The 17,270-nt window shown below is 70.9% G+C and carries 11 protein-coding genes; 10 read left to right on the top strand and 1 reads right to left on the bottom strand.

All coding sequences use genetic code 11. The annotated features are described in order from the left end of the window. Positions 1–268: 268 nt before the first annotated feature. The 8 genes from FCN18_RS04035 (at position 269) to FCN18_RS04000 (ending at position 13,099) form a co-directional block, all read left to right on the top strand. Entirely contained in the window at positions 269–1,585 is a 1,317-nt protein-coding gene (locus FCN18_RS04035; RefSeq protein WP_112276693.1) for a nucleotide sugar dehydrogenase, read from the top strand. Continuing rightward, entirely contained in the window at positions 1,566–2,756 is a 1,191-nt protein-coding gene (locus FCN18_RS04030; protein WP_137093289.1) for a glycosyltransferase family 4 protein, read from the top strand. The genes FCN18_RS04035 and FCN18_RS04030 overlap by 20 nt, the downstream gene beginning before the upstream one ends. Before the next feature lie 139 nt (positions 2,757–2,895). Then, positions 2,896–4,251, top strand: coding sequence for a YveK family protein (locus tag FCN18_RS04025; protein ID WP_137093287.1), 1,356 nt, complete (start codon positions 2,896–2,898; stop codon positions 4,249–4,251). Continuing rightward, complete coding sequence (locus FCN18_RS40485) at positions 4,248–5,849, top strand: Wzz/FepE/Etk N-terminal domain-containing protein (protein WP_112276687.1); 1,602 nt, start codon at positions 4,248–4,250, stop codon at positions 5,847–5,849. Before FCN18_RS04025 ends, FCN18_RS40485 begins: the two co-directional genes overlap by 4 nt. After that, positions 5,849–7,753, top strand: a complete 1,905-nt coding sequence (gene asnB / locus FCN18_RS04015; RefSeq protein ID WP_137093285.1) for an asparagine synthase (glutamine-hydrolyzing) — start codon at positions 5,849–5,851, stop codon at positions 7,751–7,753. The genes FCN18_RS40485 and asnB overlap by 1 nt, the downstream gene beginning before the upstream one ends. Continuing rightward, complete coding sequence (locus FCN18_RS04010; protein ID WP_137093283.1) at positions 7,750–9,915, top strand: bi-domain-containing oxidoreductase; 2,166 nt, start codon at positions 7,750–7,752, stop codon at positions 9,913–9,915. Before asnB ends, FCN18_RS04010 begins: the two co-directional genes overlap by 4 nt. Then, a complete protein-coding gene (locus tag FCN18_RS04005) occupies positions 9,915–11,900 on the top strand; it encodes a heparinase II/III family protein (protein ID WP_137093281.1) in 1,986 nt (661 codons plus the stop codon). Before FCN18_RS04010 ends, FCN18_RS04005 begins: the two co-directional genes overlap by 1 nt. Next, complete coding sequence (locus FCN18_RS04000; protein WP_137093278.1) at positions 11,897–13,099, top strand: glycosyltransferase; 1,203 nt, start codon at positions 11,897–11,899, stop codon at positions 13,097–13,099. Before FCN18_RS04005 ends, FCN18_RS04000 begins: the two co-directional genes overlap by 4 nt. Positions 13,100–13,119: 20 nt before the next feature. On the opposite strand, the gene FCN18_RS03995 is transcribed toward FCN18_RS04000, so the two are convergent. Then, entirely contained in the window at positions 13,120–14,088 is a 969-nt protein-coding gene (locus tag FCN18_RS03995; RefSeq protein WP_112276676.1) for a glycosyltransferase family 2 protein, read from the bottom strand. 168 nt (positions 14,089–14,256) lie between these two features. Between FCN18_RS03995 and FCN18_RS03990 the strand changes: the two genes are divergently transcribed. Both FCN18_RS03990 and FCN18_RS03985 read left to right on the top strand, forming a co-directional pair. Next, complete coding sequence (locus tag FCN18_RS03990; protein WP_137093276.1) at positions 14,257–15,498, top strand: O-antigen ligase family protein; 1,242 nt, start codon at positions 14,257–14,259, stop codon at positions 15,496–15,498. A 35-nt stretch (positions 15,499–15,533) separates the two neighbouring features. After that, positions 15,534–17,201, top strand: coding sequence for a right-handed parallel beta-helix repeat-containing protein (locus tag FCN18_RS03985; RefSeq protein ID WP_137093274.1), 1,668 nt, complete (start codon positions 15,534–15,536; stop codon positions 17,199–17,201). The last annotated feature ends 69 nt before the right edge of the window (positions 17,202–17,270 follow it).

Here is a 17,270-nt window from a genome sequence, read left to right as displayed (position 1 = left end):
GCATGGTGGCCTTCACTGCGTTGGGCGCAGGCATGGTGGCCTTCACTGCGGCTGGTGGCTGAATTGTGGGAACGGTTGGTCCACTTCGGATCGGCCACCATTTTCCGGGCGAGTGCGTTGTTCACCGACAAGCGCATTCGCTCGATTCTTTTTCACCGGATCTTTTCGACATCACCACTCGATAAATCGCGTAACGACCTCCACTCGCCCAGCGAATCAGCAGGAGAGTCGCGGCCGCCCGGGCAGGCGGTGGCGGGAGGAGAGCCACATGAAGATCAGTGTCTTCGGGCTCGGCTACGTGGGCTGTGTGTCCGCCGCGTGCCTTGCCGACCGCGGTAACCAGGTCATCGGCGTCGACGTCAACCCGATCAAGATCGACTTGGTGCGCGCAGGCAAGGCGCCCGTCGTGGAGGAACGCATCGGTGAGCTGACCGCGCAGGTCGTGGCCTCGGGCGCGTTACGAGCCACCACGGATGTCGCCGACGCGATCGCGAACAGCGAGATCTCCCTGGTGTGCGTCGGCACGCCGTCAGCCCCCAACGGCAGCCTTTCCACGGCATACCTCGAGCGCGTGACCGAGGAGATCGGCATGGCGCTGGCCGAGGTGGACCACCGGCACACCGTGGTCTTCCGCAGCACGATGCTGCCCGGCACGTGCCTCGAACTGCTGGTGCCGATCCTGGAGAAGGCATCGGGCCGCACGGCCGGGGTCGGCTTCGGCGTGGCCGTGAACCCCGAGTTCCTGCGCGAAGGCAGCAGTGTCAAGGACTTCTTCGACCCGCCGAAGACGGTGATCGGCGAGTTCGACACCGCCAGCGGCGACGCCGTGGCCGCGCTGTACGAGGGCCTGCCCGGCGAGGTGTTCCGCGTCCCGGTGCCCGTTGCCGAGATGACGAAGTACGCCGACAATGCCTTTCACGGCCTCAAGATCGGCTTCGCCAACGAGCTGGGCGCGATCTGCCGGGCACTCGGACTCGACTCCCACCGCGTGATGGACGTGTTCCTCGCCGACCGCAAACTCAACGTCAGTCCCGCCTACCTGCGGCCCGGCTTCGCTTTCGGCGGCTCGTGCCTGCCGAAGGACCTGCGTGGCCTCGTCCACGCCGCGCACAGGGCCGACGTGTCCGTGCCGATCCTGTCGCACGTGCTGCCCTCCAACGAGGAGCACCTGCGGCGCGCCGTCGACCTCGTGGTGCGCACCGGGAAGCGGCGGGTTGGACTGTTCGGGCTCTCGTTCAAGCCCGGCACCGACGACCTGCGCGAGAGCCCGCTCGTGGAGCTGGCGGAACGGCTGCTCGGCAAGGGCTACGACCTCAGGATCTACGACGCCAACGTGAGCCTCTCGCGACTTCTCGGCGCCAACCGGGAGTACATCGAGAGCCGGCTGCCGCACCTCGGTCAACTACTCGCCGGATCGGTCGAGGAAGTGCTCGAGCACGCCGAGGTGTGCCTGATCGGCAGCACGGACTCGTCGGTGCTGGCAGCACTGCCGCACGGCGGCGAGCGCGTGCTCATCGACCTCGTCCGCCTTCCCGACGCCGACGTGCGCAGGACCGAAGAGGGGTATGTTGGCCTTGCCTGGTAAGAAAGCTCTGGTCCTCGTCGAGAACCTCTCCGTCCCGTTCGACCGGCGCGTGTGGCAGGAGTGCACGACGCTGCGCGACGCGGGCTGGGAGGTCCACGTCATCTGTCCACAGGGGACGAAACGGGACACCGAGCGCGAAACGATCATCGATGGTGTGCGCATCCACCGCTACCCGCTGCGCGCCGCGACGGGCGGGCCGGCCGGGTACGTCCAGGAGTATGGATCCGCGCTGTGGCACACGTTGCGGATCGCGCGGCGCGTCGGCCGCGTCGACGTGGTGCACGCCTGCAACCCGCCCGACCTGCTGTTCCTCGTGGCCCGCATGCTGAAGCGGCGCGGCGCGCGGTTCGTGTTCGACCAGCACGACCTGGTGCCCGAGCTGTATCTCTCCCGCTTCGACCGGGGGAAGGACCTGCTCTACCGGGGCGTGTGCGCGCTGGAGCGGGCGACCTACCGCGCGGCGGACGTCGTGATCGCCACCAACGAGAGCTACCGCGCGGTGGCGCTGACCAGGGGCGGCAAGTCTCCCGAGGACGTGTTCGTGGTGCGCAGCGCGCCGGCGATCGAGCGGTTCCACCAGGTGCCGCCCGAGCCGGAGCTCAAGCACGGCAAGCCACATCTGCTGTGCTACCTCGGCGTGATGGGCCCGCAGGACGGCGTGGACTACGCGCTGCGCGCGCTGGCCTCGCTGCGCGACGACCTCGGCCGCACCGACTGGCATGCGGCGTTCATCGGCTCGGGCGACACGTTCGACGCGATGGTGACCCTCTCGCGCGAGCTCGGGCTGGCCGACCACGTGGAGTTCACCGGTCGTATTCCGGATACCGACCTGGTTCGTTATCTCTCCACGGCCGACGTGTGCCTCTCGCCGGACCCGCTGAACCCGCTCAACGACGTGTCCACCATGAACAAGATCATGGAGTACATGGCGATGAGCCGCCCGATCGTCTCGTTCGATCTCAAGGAGGCGCGGGTCTCGGCGGGCGACGCCGCCGTCTACGCGCCGGCCAACGACGTCCGCGAGTTCGCCAAGCTCACCGCGCGGCTGCTCGACGATCCCGAGGAGCGGGCCCGCATGGGCGCGCTGGGGCACGAGCGGGTCAACGGGCCGCTCTCGTGGCGGAACTCGGCCAAGGCGCTGCTCGCCGCGTATGCCGCCGCAAGCAAATAACTCATTACCGAACGGTTTTCCAGGTCGCGTTTTGAACAAGACTGCGCCGTGGTTGTAACCAATGGCCTAAAAACCGCGACCTGGTGGGTGAATACCAGTCCGATACGGCACTCGATAAACGAGAGGGGAGGCTCCGGCGTTGAGTGATGAACCGGTTCGGTTGTCCATGGTCTGGGAGGTCCTCCGCAGGCGGTGGCGGCCGCTCGTCGTCCTCGCCGTGCTCGGTGGGCTCGTCGGTGCCGGCGCCTCGGTGGTCTTCTCCCCGGGATACGAGACGACCACGAGCGTGCTGTTGCAGGGCCCGCGCGAGGAGAACGAGCTGCTGACGCAGGAGCAGGTGGCGATGAGCTCGGCGGTGCTCGACCGCGCCGCGCTCGCGCTCGGCAGCCCCGGCGGGGGCAGCGAGCTGCGGGACTCGGTGACGGCGGAGGTCGTGGACGGCGGCGTCATCCAGATCACCGGCAGCGCCGACGATCCCGCACGGGCACAGCGCATCGCGGACACCGTGGCCGAGGAGTTCGTGCGCTACTCGGGCCAGCTCGCCAACAATTCGAGCGACGCGGCCAGCAGGCTGGTGCGCCAGCAGCAGGAGACGCTTCGCCGGCAGGTCGCCGAGACCAACCGCCGCATCACCGAGCTGCACGCGGCCGCGCCGAACCTGACCGTCGAGGACGTCCAGATGCGCACCGACCTCGAGGCGCTGCGCAGCTCCCTGGCCCAGGCCATCACCACGCTCAACGAGACCGAGGCGACCTCGAGCCGCTCGAACATGGTGATCATGGGTCCCGCGCCCATGCCGTCCAGCCCGGCGAGCCCGACGATGCTCCACTTCGTCGGCGGTGGCGTGCTCGCCTTCCTGCTCCTCGGGGTGTTCGGCCAGCTGCTGGCGATCCGCACCGACCGGCGGCTGCGCCGCGAGTCCGACATCGCGGCCGCGCTCGGCTCACCGGTGCTCGGCATCGCCGACGTGCCCGGCGACGGCAGGTCGGTCCAGCGGCCGGAGGCGAGCGGGTGGGCGCGGCTGCGCAGGCTCATGTGGGACGACCAGCCACTCGACCTGGCCCCGCTGCTGCTCACCGGTGACGAGGAGAGCAGGAGCCTGCGGCTGCGGCGCATCCTCGCGAAGCTGCCCGAGGGGGGACGGACGGGGCGCCTGCTGGTGCTCGCCGCCGACGACGACGGCCCGGCGCAGGCGGCGGCAGCCGGACTCGCCGCCGCGGCCGAGACCCGGCCGGGCGGGCACAGGACGACGCTGCGGGTCATCGACGTGTCCGCGGGCAGGCCGACCGTGCCGGACCGCACCGAGGCGGACGGCGTGCTCGTGGTGCTCACGGCAGGCAGCCGCACGGGCTGGGAGCTGGTCGGCATCGCTGAGGCGTGTGCCGACGCGGGACACCGGGTGATCGGCGCGGTGGTCACCTACCGCACGCGGGCGCAACGCGAGCGACAGACGCCCGAGCCCACTACCGATGATGCGATGGCGGGGTCAGTGTGACGGCGACGGAGAACACCCAGACAGCCCAGCCACTGCTCGATCTGCAGCGGCTCGGGATGACCGTTCGCAGGCGCAGGCGCTTCTGGCTCTCGCTGGGGCTGCTCGGCTTCGTGCTCGGCGCCGCGCTGGCGGTGCTCATGCCCCCGCCGCCGTCAGCGGCGACGCGGCTGCTGGTGGTGCACGAGGCGGACACCCCGACCGACAGCGGCACGCTCGTCGCGACCGACGTGGCGCTGCTGGAGACCACCCGGGTCGCCGAGGAGACCCTGCGCAGGCTCGGCGCGAACGAGTCGCCCGAAGCGTTCCTGAAGACCTACCAGGGCACGCCGGTCACCAACAACATCATGGAGATCAGCGTCCAGGCAGCCAGCGAAGACGAGGCGATGAGGCGGGCGCAGGCGCTCGCGGACACGTTCATCGCCGACTACCGGGAGCGGGTGCGGACGGCGGCCGACGCCGAGGCGCAGGCCCTGATCGACCAGCGTGACCGGGCGCAGGGCGACCTCGACCAGGTGAACGGCACGGTCGCGGAGCTGACCGCCAGCGGTGACGCGAGCGCCGCCGCGCACCTGGAGACCCTCTACGCCCGGCGCGCCGAGCTGGAGTCGCAGATCTCCCAGCTCAACGAGGAGGCGGAGCAGGCCAGGATCGGCGCGCCCGGCGTACTGGCCGGCACGCAGATCGTGGACGCGCCGAGGCCGGTCACCGCGTCACTGGTCGCCGCCGTCGGCATGAACGCCCTCATCGGCCTCGCGTTCGGGCTCGCCGCGGGGCTCGGGCTCACCGCCGTGCTGAGCGTCGTGCGCGAGCGGCCGGTGCTGCGCAGGGAGGTCGCGGAGGACCTCGGCGCGTCGGTGATCGCGGAGCTGCCGCCACCCCACCGGGGACCCGCGAAGCTGTGGCGGCACTCGCGCACCGTCCAGGACCGCAAGCGGGTAGCCGGGACGCTCGCGCGGCTCGTGCGCGAGGACTCCGAACCGGTGTCGGTGCTGGAGCTGGGCTGCCCCGAGACCGCGGCGGCGCTGGCGTTGGACCTGGCGATGGATCTGGCCGCCGACGGCAAGGTCGTGCTGATCGACGACCTGCCCGGCGGCAGGCTCGGCGACCTCGCGGGCGACGGCCCACACCCGTACCGGATCGTCGACGCCGCCGACCTACCGCTGCCGGTCTGGCCGGAGGAGCTGCACGTCGGCGTCGGCTCCGTGTCGCCGGGCACCGCGTGGACCGACCTCGCGCGGCTCGGCACCGAGACCGTGCTCGTGGTCAAGGCCGGGCACGCCACGAGCCTGTGGCTGCACACCGTGGCCAGGCAGCTGGCCGACGCGCGGATCCCGATCATCGGCGTCGTGCTCGTCGGGCCGGACCCGAAGGACCGCTCCGACGGGACGCTGTGGGACGGCCTGCACACCGCGCTGCGCGGCCGGGCCGGGCGCGAGCTGCCCGCCGCCCGCGCGGAGCGCGCGATACCCGCCAGGGCCACCGGGCAGGAGACCGAGGTGTTCGGCCCGGTCCAGCCCGAGAACGGGCTGTCGCACGTCGACGACCTGCCCACCAAGCGGTTCGCCCCCGTGCGGCCGAAGGACGCGGAGGTGTCCTGATGTGCGGTATCGCGGGGACGTACCTGTGGCCGGACGGCGGCCCACTGACCGACCGGCTCACCAAGCGGCTCGCCCACCGGGGGCCCGACGGCTCGGGCCGGTACGCGAGGGCGGTCGCGGACGGCGAGGTGCACCTCGGGCACCGCAGGCTCTCGATCCTCGACCTCTCGGAGACCGGCGCGCAGCCCATGGTGCTCGACGGCTTCGCGCTGACCTACAACGGCGAGTTGTACAACGCGCCCGAGCTGCGGGCGGAGCTGGAGAACGCGGGCGTGCGCTTCCGCGGCACGTCCGACACCGAGGTGGTGCTCCAGGCGTGGCGGCGCTGGGGCGCCGACTGCCTGCCCCGGCTGCGCGGGATGTTCGCGTTCGGTGTCTTCGAGGAGCGCACCGGTGAGCTGACGCTCGTGCGCGACCAGCTCGGCATCAAGCCGCTGTTCCTGCTGCGCCGCGGCCGGGGCGTGGTGTTCTCGTCCGAGCTGAAGGCACTCGCGACGGAGCTCGGGGGCTCGTTGCGGGTCGACGAGACCGCGCTCGTGGCCTCGCTGCTCTACTACTGGGTCCCCGATGGGCGCTGCGCCTACCGCGAGGCGGAGAAGCTGCCGCCGGGCACATGGTTGCGGTGCCTGCCGGACGGCAGCGTGCGGCGCGGGCGCTACTACTCCATTCGCGATGTCGCCGAGCAGGCCGCGCAGGGGCCGGAGGCCGACCTCGCCGAAGTGGTGGCCGAATCCACCCGCAAGCACCTGCTCTCCGACGTCCCGGTGGCGACGTTCCTCTCCGGCGGCCTCGACTCCAGCTACCTGACCGCGCTGGCCGCTCGGGAGCAGCCGGGGATCTCCGCCTACACCATCGGTTTCCGCGCCGAGGACGCCAAGTTCGAGGCCATGCCGGACGATCTGCGCTACGCGCGGCAGGTGGCCGCGCGCTTCGGCGTGAACCTGCACGAGATCGAGATCGCGCCGCAGGTGCTGGACCTGTTGCCGCGCATGACCTACCACCTCGACGAGCCGATCGGCGACCCCGCGGCCATCAACACGTTCCTCATCTGCACGGCGGCGCGCGACGCCGGGGTGAAGGTGATGCTCTCCGGCATGGGCGCCGACGAGCTGTTCGCCGGCTACCGCAAGCACCTGGCGAACGTGCTGGCCCTGCGCTACCAGCGGGTGCCACACGCGGTACGCGCGCCCGTGCAGTCCATTGTGGATCGTCTGCCGGTGGCGACCGCGAAGCGGGGCCTGCGCTCGGTGCGCTTCGCCAAGCGGTTCCTGTCGTTCGCGGAGCTGCCGGAGGAGACGGCGTTCCGGCGCAGCTACACGATGTACGACCGCACCGAGCTGCTGGGCCTGGTGAACCCCGACCTCGCGTCCGCCGTCGACGACGTGCTCACCGAGCACGCCGACACCTACCACGACACGGCGCTCACCGACTTCGTCAACCGCATGTGCCTCGCGGACTCGCGGCTCTTCCTGCCGGGACTGAACCTCGCCTACACCGACCGTTCCAGCATGGCCGCCTCCACCGAGGTGCGGGTGCCGTTCGTGGACGTCGATGTGGTGCGGGCCGCGTTCAGCCTGCCCGGCAACCGCAAGATCGTCGGCAGGCAGGGCAAGGTCGCGCTGAAGGACGCCGCGTCGTCGATCCTGCCCAGCGAGATCGTGCACCGGCCGAAGGGCCTGTTCAGCGCACCGCTGCGGGCGTGGATGAGCCGTGACCTCGCGCCGCTGGTGCGCGAGGTCGTCGACGAGGGCGTGCTCGTGAAGTCGGGGCTGCTGCGGCGCGAGGCACTGCGACGGCTCGTCGCCGAGGACGCCTCCGGCCAGCAGGACCGCTCGAAGCACCTCTGGCACATCTTGACTCTCGAGTACTGGTATCGCGGTGCCACAGAAGGGGCGTCTTCGTGAAGCAGGTCGTGCAGAACTACAAGAGCGGAGAGCTGACACTGCTCGACGTGCCCGCACCCGCGTGCAAACCGGGTGGCGTCCTCGTGCGAACGGTGTACTCGCTGATCTCCACCGGCACCGAGCTGATGAAGGTATCCGAGGCCGGAATGTCGTTGCTCGGCAAGGCGAAAGCTCGGCCCGACCAGGTCGCAAAGGTGATGCAGAGCGTCGCCACGAACGGTGTTTCGGCCACCTACCGCAAGGTGACGAGCAAGCTCGACTCCTACACCCCGCTCGGCTACTCGCTGTGCGGTGTGGTGGAGGAGGTCGGCGCCGGGGTGAACGACGTCGCGGTGGGCGACCTCGTCGCCTGCGCGGGCAACGAGCACGCGCTGCACTCCGAGCTGAACTGGGTACCGAAGAACCTCTACAGCCGCGTGCCCGAGAACGTCGACCCCCGGCACGCCGCGTTCGGCACGGTCGGCTCGATCGCGCTGCAGGGCGTGCGCCGAGGCGAACCGCGACTCGGTGACGTCGCGCTGGTGATCGGGCTCGGGCTCATCGGCCAGCTGGTGGTGCAGCTGCTGGTCGCCTCGGGCGTGCGGGTGGTGGGCGTCGACCCGGCGGCCGCGCGCTGCCGGCTGGCCGAGCGGCTCGGGGCGCTCGTGTGCGCGGACCCCGGCTCTGGGCTCGTGGACACCGCGGTCGGTGAACTGACCGGCGGCCACGGCGTCGACCAGGTCTACCTCGCGGCGGGCGGAGGCAGCAACGAGCCGGTCGAGCTGGCCGCGAAACTCGCGCGCGACCGCGCCACCGTGGTCGACATCGGCAAGTGCAGCCTGAACCTGCCATGGAACGCCTACTACGAGAAGGAGCTGGACGTCCGGTTCTCCCGCTCGTACGGGCCCGGTCGCTACGACCCGGAGTACGAGCTGGAGGGGCGCGACTACCCCATCGGCTACGTGCGCTGGACCGAGCGCCGCAACCTGGAGTGCTTCATCGACCTGCTCGCGCGTGGACGGCTCGACGTGGAGCCCCTCGTGTCGCACGTCGCCGACTTCGGCGACGCCGTGGAGACCTACCGGCAGCTGTCCGAAGGCGAGCTGAAGGCTGTCGCCGTGCTGTTCCGCTACCCCGGCGCTGCCCCGGCCCCCTCGGAAACGGTCACGTCGGCCACGGTTCCGCGCCCCGCGCCCGCTCGCGTGGCACCGAAGAACCGCATCCGAGTCGGTTTCGTCGGCGCGGGCAACTACGCGTCGTCGATGCTGCTGCCGCACCTGGCCGAGCGCGAGGACGTGGAGCTGCACCGGGTGGTCACCACCTCGGCTCTCTCGGGCGCCAACGCCCAGCGCAAGTTCGGCTTCGCTGAGGCGTCCACCGACACCGCCGCGCTGCTGACCGACGGTGCCGTGGACGCCGTCTTCGTCGTGACCCGGCACAGCTCGCACGCGGAGCTGACCCGGCAGGCGCTCCTGGCGGGCAAGGCCGTGTTCGTGGAGAAGCCGCTCGCGCTGAGCGAGACCGAGCTGGAGAAGGTGCTCGCCGCCGTAGAGGAGTCCGGCAACGACCGCCTTCAGGTGGGCTTCAACCGCCGCTTCGCGCCGCTGCTGAACCAGGCCCGCAACCGTTTCGGCACGCGCGTGGGCCCGGCCTCGGTGCGCTACCTCGTCAACGCGGGCCGGCTGGAACACGGCAGCTGGTACAACCAGCAGGACACCGAGGGCTCGCGCTTCGCGGGCGAGGGCGGGCACTTCATCGACACGGTGAGCTGGCTGCTCGGCGCCGATCCGGTCTCGGTGTACGCGTGCGCGACGCCGGGCCAGGCGGACCTGCAGATCCTGCTCCGCTACGACGACGGCTCCACCGCGTCGATCGGGTACACCACCTCCGGCGCGTCGACCTTCCCGAAGGAGACCATCGACGTCACCGCCGACGGCAAGGTGCTCCGCTTCGACGACTTCCAGCGCGCTTCGCTCTACGGCCGCAAACGCTCGGTGAGCCCGAAGCTGCCGCAGGGCAGGGACAAGGGGCAGGCCGCGGAGCTGGGCGCGTTCGTCGAGGCCGTGCGCTCCGGCGGGCCGATGCCGGTGCCGCTGTCGTCGCTCGTCTCCACCACGCTCGCGACCCTGGCCGTGCACACGAGCCTCGCGACCGGAGCGCCCGTGCGGATCGAGTCGCGCTGATGACCAGCGCGGGGTGGTACCTGCGACGGCTCTCGCGCATGGGGCCCGCCGAGGTGGCGGGCCGCGTCGGCGACGCCGTGCGCAGGCGCCGGTGGCGGCGGGTGCTGACCGCGCCCGTCACGACGGTGTGGCACGAGCAGCGCCGGTTCGCCGCCACGGTGCCGGGCGCGGCGCTCGCCTCCGTCCCACCCGCCGCGCGGCAGCGGCTCGTCGCGAGCGCCGATCGGATCATGGACGGCTACGCCGAGTACTTCGGCCGCACCCGCGACGACCTGGTGTCCCCGGACTGGTCGTTCGACCCCAAGACCGGGCGCAGGGCACCGGCCGACGTCTACGCCTTCGACGTCCCGTACCGCGACGAGGAGGCCATCGGCGACGTCAAGCAGATCTGGGAACCCTCACGGCACCAGCACCTCACCGTGCTCGCCGCCGCCTACGCGGTCACCGGCGAGGACCGCTACGCCGAGCGGATCGCCGACCACCTCAAGTCGTGGTGGGCGGCCAACCCGCCGATGTACGGCGTGCACTGGGTCAGCGGCATCGAACTGGGCATCCGGCTGCTGTCGTGGGTGTGGGTTCGCAGGCTGCTCGACGGCTGGCCCGGCGCGGCGCAGCTGTTCGAGCACAACCCCGTCGCCCTGCACCAGATCTACTGGCACCAGCGCTGGCTCGCGACGTTCCGCAGCCGGGGCTCGTCGGCCAACAACCACGTGATCGCCGAGGACGCGGGTCAGCTCGCCGCCGCGTGCGCGTTCGGCTGGTTCCCCGACTCCCCGCGCTGGCGCTCCGACGCGCTGCGCTCGCTCGACGAGCAGCTGCGGCACAACACGTTCGGCTCGGGGCTCAACCGCGAGCTGGCGACCGAGTACCACGGGCTCGTGCTCGAACTCGGGCTCGCCGGGCTCACCGAGGCGAGCCGCGCCGGAATGGCCGTGCCCCGGTCGGCGTGGCTGACGCTGCGCCGGATGACCGACGCGCTCGCGGCCGTTGTGGACACCCGGCTGCGGCCACCGAGGCAGGGCGACGCCGACGACGGCTACGGCCTCGTGCTCGACGGCGAGGGCCGCGACCGCTGGGCCGCCCTGCTCACCACGGGCGAGGTGCTGTTCGGGCGGCTCGGCTGGTGGCCGAAGGTCGCCGAGGCCGACGTGTTCACCGCGCTCGTGGGCTCGCTCGCGGCCCCGCCCGAGCTGACCGGCGACCGCCCCGCCGGGCGGCCGGCGCACTTCGCCGACGCCGGGCTCACGATCCTGCGCGCCGGTGCCGGGAACGAGGAGATCTGGTGCCGCTGCGACGGTGGCCCGCACGGGTTCCTCTCGATCGCGGCGCACGCGCACGCCGACGCCCTCTCGCTGGAGGTGCGGCACGGCGGCGTCGACATCCTCGCCGACCCGGGCACCTACTGCTATCACGGCGAACCGGAGTGGCGGCGGTACTTCCGCTCCACGCTCGCGCACAACACTCTGGAGCTCGACGGCGCCGACCAGTCGGTCTCGGGCGGCCCGTTCCTGTGGACGCGGCACGCCGAGAGCCAGGTGCTCGTGGTGCACACGCCCCGCACGGGCGTCGCCAGGTGGTGTGCCGAGCACGAGGGCTACTCCCACACCAACGGCCCCGCGCTGCACCGGCGTTCCGTCGAGCTGGACGACGCCACGGGCGAGCTGCGCGTGCTCGACGAGGTGCTGGGCTCCGAGCGGCACCCGTGCCGGCTCGCGTTCCACCTGGGGCCCGCGGTCGAGGCCGACCTCGACGGCAGCACCGCGCGGCTGCGCTGGCCGGGTGAGGACGGCGAGCGCACCGCGGTGCTGGAGTTGCCGCCCGAACTGAGCTGGACCTGGCACCGGGGCGAGACCGACCCACCACTGGGCTGGTACTCGCCCGGCTTCGGGGTGCGCGAGCCCGCCGTGACGCTGCTGGGCACGGGCACCGCCGAGCCCGCCACCGGCCTCGCCACGACCCTGCGTTTCGAAGGGGCCCGGGAATGAGGATCGTCGTGGTGCACAACCGGTACCGCTCCGAGCACCCGAGCGGCGAGGACCGCGTGGTCGACCAGGAGACGGCGCTGCTGTCCTCGGCCGGGCACGAGGTGGTGCTCTTCGAGCGGCGCAGCGACGACATCGCCGGGATGTCCCTCGCCCGCAAGGCCGCCGTGCCGTTGCTGGTGCCGTGGAATCCGGCCGCGCGAACCGAGCTGAGGCGCACACTGCTGGACGTGCGGCCCGACGTGGTGCACCTACACAGCACGTTCCCGCTGCTCAGCCCGTCGGTGGTGGCCGCGTGCGCTGACGCCGGTGTGCCGTCGGTCGCGACCCTGCACAACTACCAGCAGGTGTGCGCGCCCGGCACGCTGTACCGCGACGGCCGCATCTGCACCGACTGCGTTGGCGGCACGCCGCTGCCCGCCGTCAGGCACGGCTGTTACCGGGGTTCGCCGCTCGCGACGGCGCCGCTGGCGCTGAGCCTCGCGGTCAACCGGCGGCGCTGGTGGTCGGGTGTCACCCGGTTCTTCTGCATCTCCGGCGCGCTGCGGCGGGTGCTCGTGGAGGCCGGGATGCCCGCCGAACGGCTCGCGGTCAAGTACAACTTCGTGGCGGAGCCCCGCCGTCGGCGCGACGGCGACGGCGAGTACCTGCTCTACATCGGACGGTTGACCGAGGAGAAGGGCGTGCGCCTGCTCATGGCGGCGTGGGACCTGCTCAGGGCGCGCGGCGGCGTGGGCCTGCCGCTCGTGGTGGCCGGCTCGGGGCCGCTCGACGGCGAGGTGGCCACGTGGGCCCGCGATCGCACCGACGTGCGGTACCTGGGCCTGCGCACCCGAGAGGAGTGCGCCGAGCTGACCGCTCGCGCGGCGGCGCTCGTGGCGCCGTCGCAGTGGCTGGAGGGCTTCGGCCTCGTGGTCGTGGAGGCCATGGCGGCGGGCGTGCCGTCGGTCGCGGCGGGACACGGCGCGTTCGTGGAGCTGGTCGACGACCGCGTGACCGGGCTGCTGCACCGGCCGGGCGATGCCGAGTCGCTCGCCGAGGGCCTGCGCCGCATCGTCGACTCACCGGAGCGCAACCGCGCGCTGGGCGCGGCGGCCCGCAGGCGCTACGAGCGTGACTTCGACCCCAGGGCGGGGCTCACCGGGCTCATCGCGGGCTACCGCGCGGCCATCGGCACACCCGCCTTTCCCGAGCGGGTATGACGATGGCGAACTCAGGAGATTCAGCCCAGCGGCTCGGCCTGGCGGTGTGCGCGCTCCCGTTGCCCCGCGACGATCGTCTCGACCAGGATGGGCACGTCAAGCTCCACGGGCGCGGCGTCCTCGGCCCGCTCGCCGCTGCCGATGCGCACGCGGCTCGCCGCCCAGTGCGCGAGGTGCCCGTAGCACTTCCAGCGGTCGGCCTGCGAAAGCGGCGTCCGGCGGATCGCGTCGATGAAGCCCCACACGTACTCGCCGAGCAGCCGCACGGTGGGGTGGCGCAGCCGGTCGGCCCGGATCGGGTCCATGTTGGCGCACCGGGCGCGGATGGTCGGCTTCGCCCGTTCGGCGCGGCCGGGGTGGTCGCGGCGGAAGAACAGCAGCTCCGGCACCTGGTGGAACCGGCCGAGCAGGGCGAGTTCCGCGGTGATCGTGCGGTCGGAGTGGTGGTAGCTGCCGTTGAGCGGGGTCCTGCGCAGCACGTCGGTGCGGATCACGCCGTAGAAGTCGTCCCCGCCGACTCCGAAAAGGACACTCCGGAACCGCTCGGGCGCGCTCGGCGAGTCCGTGGTGAGCGTGTACTCGACGGGCCGCGTCACGGCGCCGTGCTCGTCGATGAGCGCCTTGTACGAATGGGCGAGCACCACGTCGGGACGTTCGTCGAGCGCGTCGACGCACACCTTCAGCAGGTCCCTGCCGTAGAGGTCGTCGTGGGAGGCCCACTTGAACAGCTCGCCGCGTGCCTCGTGCACGGTGACGTTGTGGTTCGGGCACGCGCCGATGTTGGTGCGCTGCCGGAGGTACCGGATCCGGCCGTCCCGCGCGGCGTACTCGCGGCAGATCTCCTGCGTGCCGTCGGTGGAGGCATTGTCCGAAATGATCAGCTCGAAGTCCTCGTAGGTCTGCCCCAGCAGCGCGTCGAGGGACTCGGCCAGGTAACGCTCGCCGTTGTAGATGGGTAGGCCGATGCTCAGCCGCGGAACAGAACTCACGAGCCCTCAATCCCTTCGCCGCACCGAGGGAGATTCCCTTGCGAGGTGTCACAGGCACAGTCGGCGGCGAGCGGCGAGCCGTTACGCGGCCACCCTTCCGGGCTGTAACAAGCGGTGCGGCGCCACGACTTCACCTAGGTCGGGCAAACACAGAGAAGAAGGCCGGCCGTGACAGCTTCCACGAGCACCGCACGCCCACTGGCTGAGCCGGATTTTCCGGGCCAGCGCGGCGTTTCCTGGGTGATCGGGCTGATCTGGGGCCTGCTGGTGATCAACACGCTCGGCTCGCTCGGCGTGGACACGATCGTGCCGATCCCGCGCAGGCTGCTGCAGGTGATCACCATGGGCTCGCTCTGTGTCGCTTTCGTGCTGGCCCTGTTGCTCAATCGCAAACTGCGCATCCGTCCGAACGCGTTCTTGTTGTTGCTGAGCCTGCTCGCGGTGGTCAGCTTCGTCTCCAGCTCCTTCCTCGACTCCGGTCTCGGCGCGCTGTTCCGCTGTGCCCGGCTCGCCGTCTTCATCGCGACGCTGTGGCTGCTGACGCGGTGGTGGGACGGGGGCCTTGCGTTCGTACGCCACCACGTGCGCGCGCTGACCGCGGTGCTCGCGGTGGTGGCGGCGGGCCTCGTGCTCTCCCCCGGCACCGCGATGCCCGCCGACTTCGACGGCCGCCTCGTCGGCGTGCTGTGGCCGATCACCGCGACCCAGGTGGCCGACTACGCCGCCGTGGTCGCCGGGCTCACAGTCGTGCTGTGGCTGGCCCGCGCGACCACGGCCAGAAGCGTGCTGTTCATCGCCGTGCCCGCCGTGTTCCTGCTCCTGCTCACCCACACCCGCACGGCGACCGTCGGCCTGCTCGCCGGCGTTCCGGTGGCCGGGCTGACGCTGGCACTGACGAATGCCCGCGCCCGCAAGACGATCGCGGCGATCACCGTGGGCGCGACCGTGCTCGCCGTGGCCTTCTCCACAGCGCTGACGACATGGTTCCAGCGCGGGCAGGACGACGACTCGTTCTCCAACCTCACCGGGCGGCAGTTCGTGTGGGACGCGCTGCTCGCCGAGGACCGGACGGTCCGCGAGCAGATACTCGGCGTCGGGCTCACCGACAAGTCCTTCGGCGGACTGCCGATCGACAGCACGTGGCTCGCCGTGTACCACGAGCAGGGCATCGTCGGCATCAGCATCGTGGTGCTGATGCTGCTCGGGCTCCTGTTCGCCATGGCGACCCGGCCGCCGTCGCCCGCCCGCGCGTGCGCCGTTTTCCTGGTGGTCTACGGCCTCATCGCGTCGTACACGCAGGTCGGCCTCGGCGACGTGACGGGCTACCTGCTGCACTTCGTCGTGGCGGCCGCGTTGCTGACGCCCTCGTCCGGTGACCAGCGAACCCTCCACAGTTACGACCGAGCCTGAACACTGCCCGCACCGGGCAGAGGGAGACGGAGCACATGGCCATGCGGCGAATCGACACCGTCCTGAGGCAACGTAAGACGCTTGCCGTGCTGGGCGTGCTGGTTCTCGTCGTCGTCGGCACGATCGTCGCGCTCGGCCGGGACCCCGGTGCGGGCAGCGGCGGCCCCGGCGGGCAGGCGCGGTCGGACCTCAATCCCACGGCAGCAGGCTGGCCTGCCGAACCACCCGCCCGCGTGTGCGGCAACCAGGCGATCCTCGGCAAGGGCCCGGCCGAGCCGCCGCAGGGCGCCGTCGTGATCCCGGCCGGCGACAACAGCTCGCTGGAACTCGACCTGCAGGCGGAGAACACCACGTTCTGGTTCGCCCCCGGCGTGCACACGCTCTCGCCCGACGAGTTCGGCCAGATCATCCCCGGCAGCGGCAGCACATTCGTGGGCGCACCCGGCGCGGTCCTCGACGGCAAGCGCATCAACCGCTACGCCTTCACCGGCGAGGCCGACCGCGTGACCATCCGCTACCTGACCGTGCGCAACTTCGTCGCCCCCATGAACGAGGGCGTGGTCAACCACAACGACGGCACCAACTGGCTCGTCGAGTACAGCACCATCACCGAGAACGAGGGCGCCGGGCTGATGGCGGGCGCACCCGGCAACACCTATCGCTACAACTGCATCAAGGACAACGGCCAGTACGGCATCAACGCCTGCTGCGGCACCGAGGCCGAGCCGGTCGAGAACCTCGTGCTCGACCACAACGAGATCACCGGCAACAACACCGGCGACTGGGAGAACAAGGTCGAGGGCTGCGGCTGTACCGGCGGCGTCAAGTTCTGGATCAACGACAACGTCACGGTCACCAACAACTGGGTACACGACAATCGCGGTACCGGGTTGTGGCTCGACAACAACAACAGCGGGTTCGTGATCGAGCACAACTACATCGCCAACAACGACGGCAACGCCATCTTCCTGGAGGCGGGCTATGACGCCCGCGTGCGCTACAACAACATCAAGCGCAACGCGATCGTGACGGGCCGGGAGTTCCAGAGCCGGGCCGACCCGTTCCCGATCGGCGCGATCTACGTGTCGGAGAACGGCAGCCCTCGGGGTTACGGCCTGAAGAGCGTGCCCACCGTCATCAGCCACAACAACTTCGAGAACAACTGGGGCGGCGTGACGCTCTGGGAGAGCGCGGACCGCTACTGCGGCTCGACCGCGCACACCCATCCCCCGTTCTGCACGATCAAGGTGGATCTCTACGACGACGCGCAGTGCGAGACCGACGTCGAGGACGTGATCCCGGAGAGCATCGGCGACAAGTACCGCTGCCGGTGGTCCACCGAGAACAACGTGGTGGAGAACAACGTGTTCCGCATCGACAAGGACGCGATCGGCGAGGGCTGCGCGAAGCGCGACTACTGCGGTCTCAACGGCCTGTTCGCCGGGTATGGGACCTTTCCGGGATTCCCCGGCTACGAGGTGATGTGGCGGGCCACGTTCGAACAGGGAAACGTGTTCCGGAACAACCAGTACCACGGCGACTGGCAGTTCGCCGGTTTCCAACCAAGCAAACCGAACGGTGGCCGGGTGAGCTGGGAGGAATGGACCTCGCCGGCGCCGGCCGTGCCCGAGGGTTTCACCCACGACAATCGCCCCGAGACCTTCGGCCAGGACCAGGGAAGCACTTATTCGATCACGCCCTGAAACCGGAAACACCCGCCCCGGAAACCCGAACGACCAGCAACGCTCGCACCAGTTGCCTCGAAGAACGGA

The sequence above is a fragment of the Prauserella endophytica genome (assembly GCF_005146945.1).
In the GTDB taxonomy this organism is placed as follows: Bacteria; Actinomycetota; Actinomycetes; order Mycobacteriales; family Pseudonocardiaceae; genus Prauserella_A; species Prauserella_A endophytica.
This window is presented reverse-complemented; position numbering and strand designations above follow the sequence as displayed.

Excerpts from the sequence above, each read along its gene's own strand:
- FCN18_RS04035 (WP_112276693.1), top strand. The coding sequence starts at position 269 with ATGAAGATCAGTGTCTTCGGGCTCGGCTACGTGGGCTGTGTGTCCGCC.
- FCN18_RS04030 (WP_137093289.1), top strand. The coding sequence starts at position 1,566 with ATGTTGGCCTTGCCTGGTAAGAAAGCTCTGGTCCTCGTCGAGAACCTC.
- asnB (WP_137093285.1), top strand. The coding sequence starts at position 5,849 with ATGTGCGGTATCGCGGGGACGTACCTGTGGCCGGACGGCGGCCCACTG.
- FCN18_RS04005 (WP_137093281.1), top strand. The coding sequence starts at position 9,915 with ATGACCAGCGCGGGGTGGTACCTGCGACGGCTCTCGCGCATGGGGCCC.
- FCN18_RS04000 (WP_137093278.1), top strand. The coding sequence starts at position 11,897 with ATGAGGATCGTCGTGGTGCACAACCGGTACCGCTCCGAGCACCCGAGC.
- FCN18_RS03985 (WP_137093274.1), top strand. The coding sequence starts at position 15,534 with ATGGCCATGCGGCGAATCGACACCGTCCTGAGGCAACGTAAGACGCTT.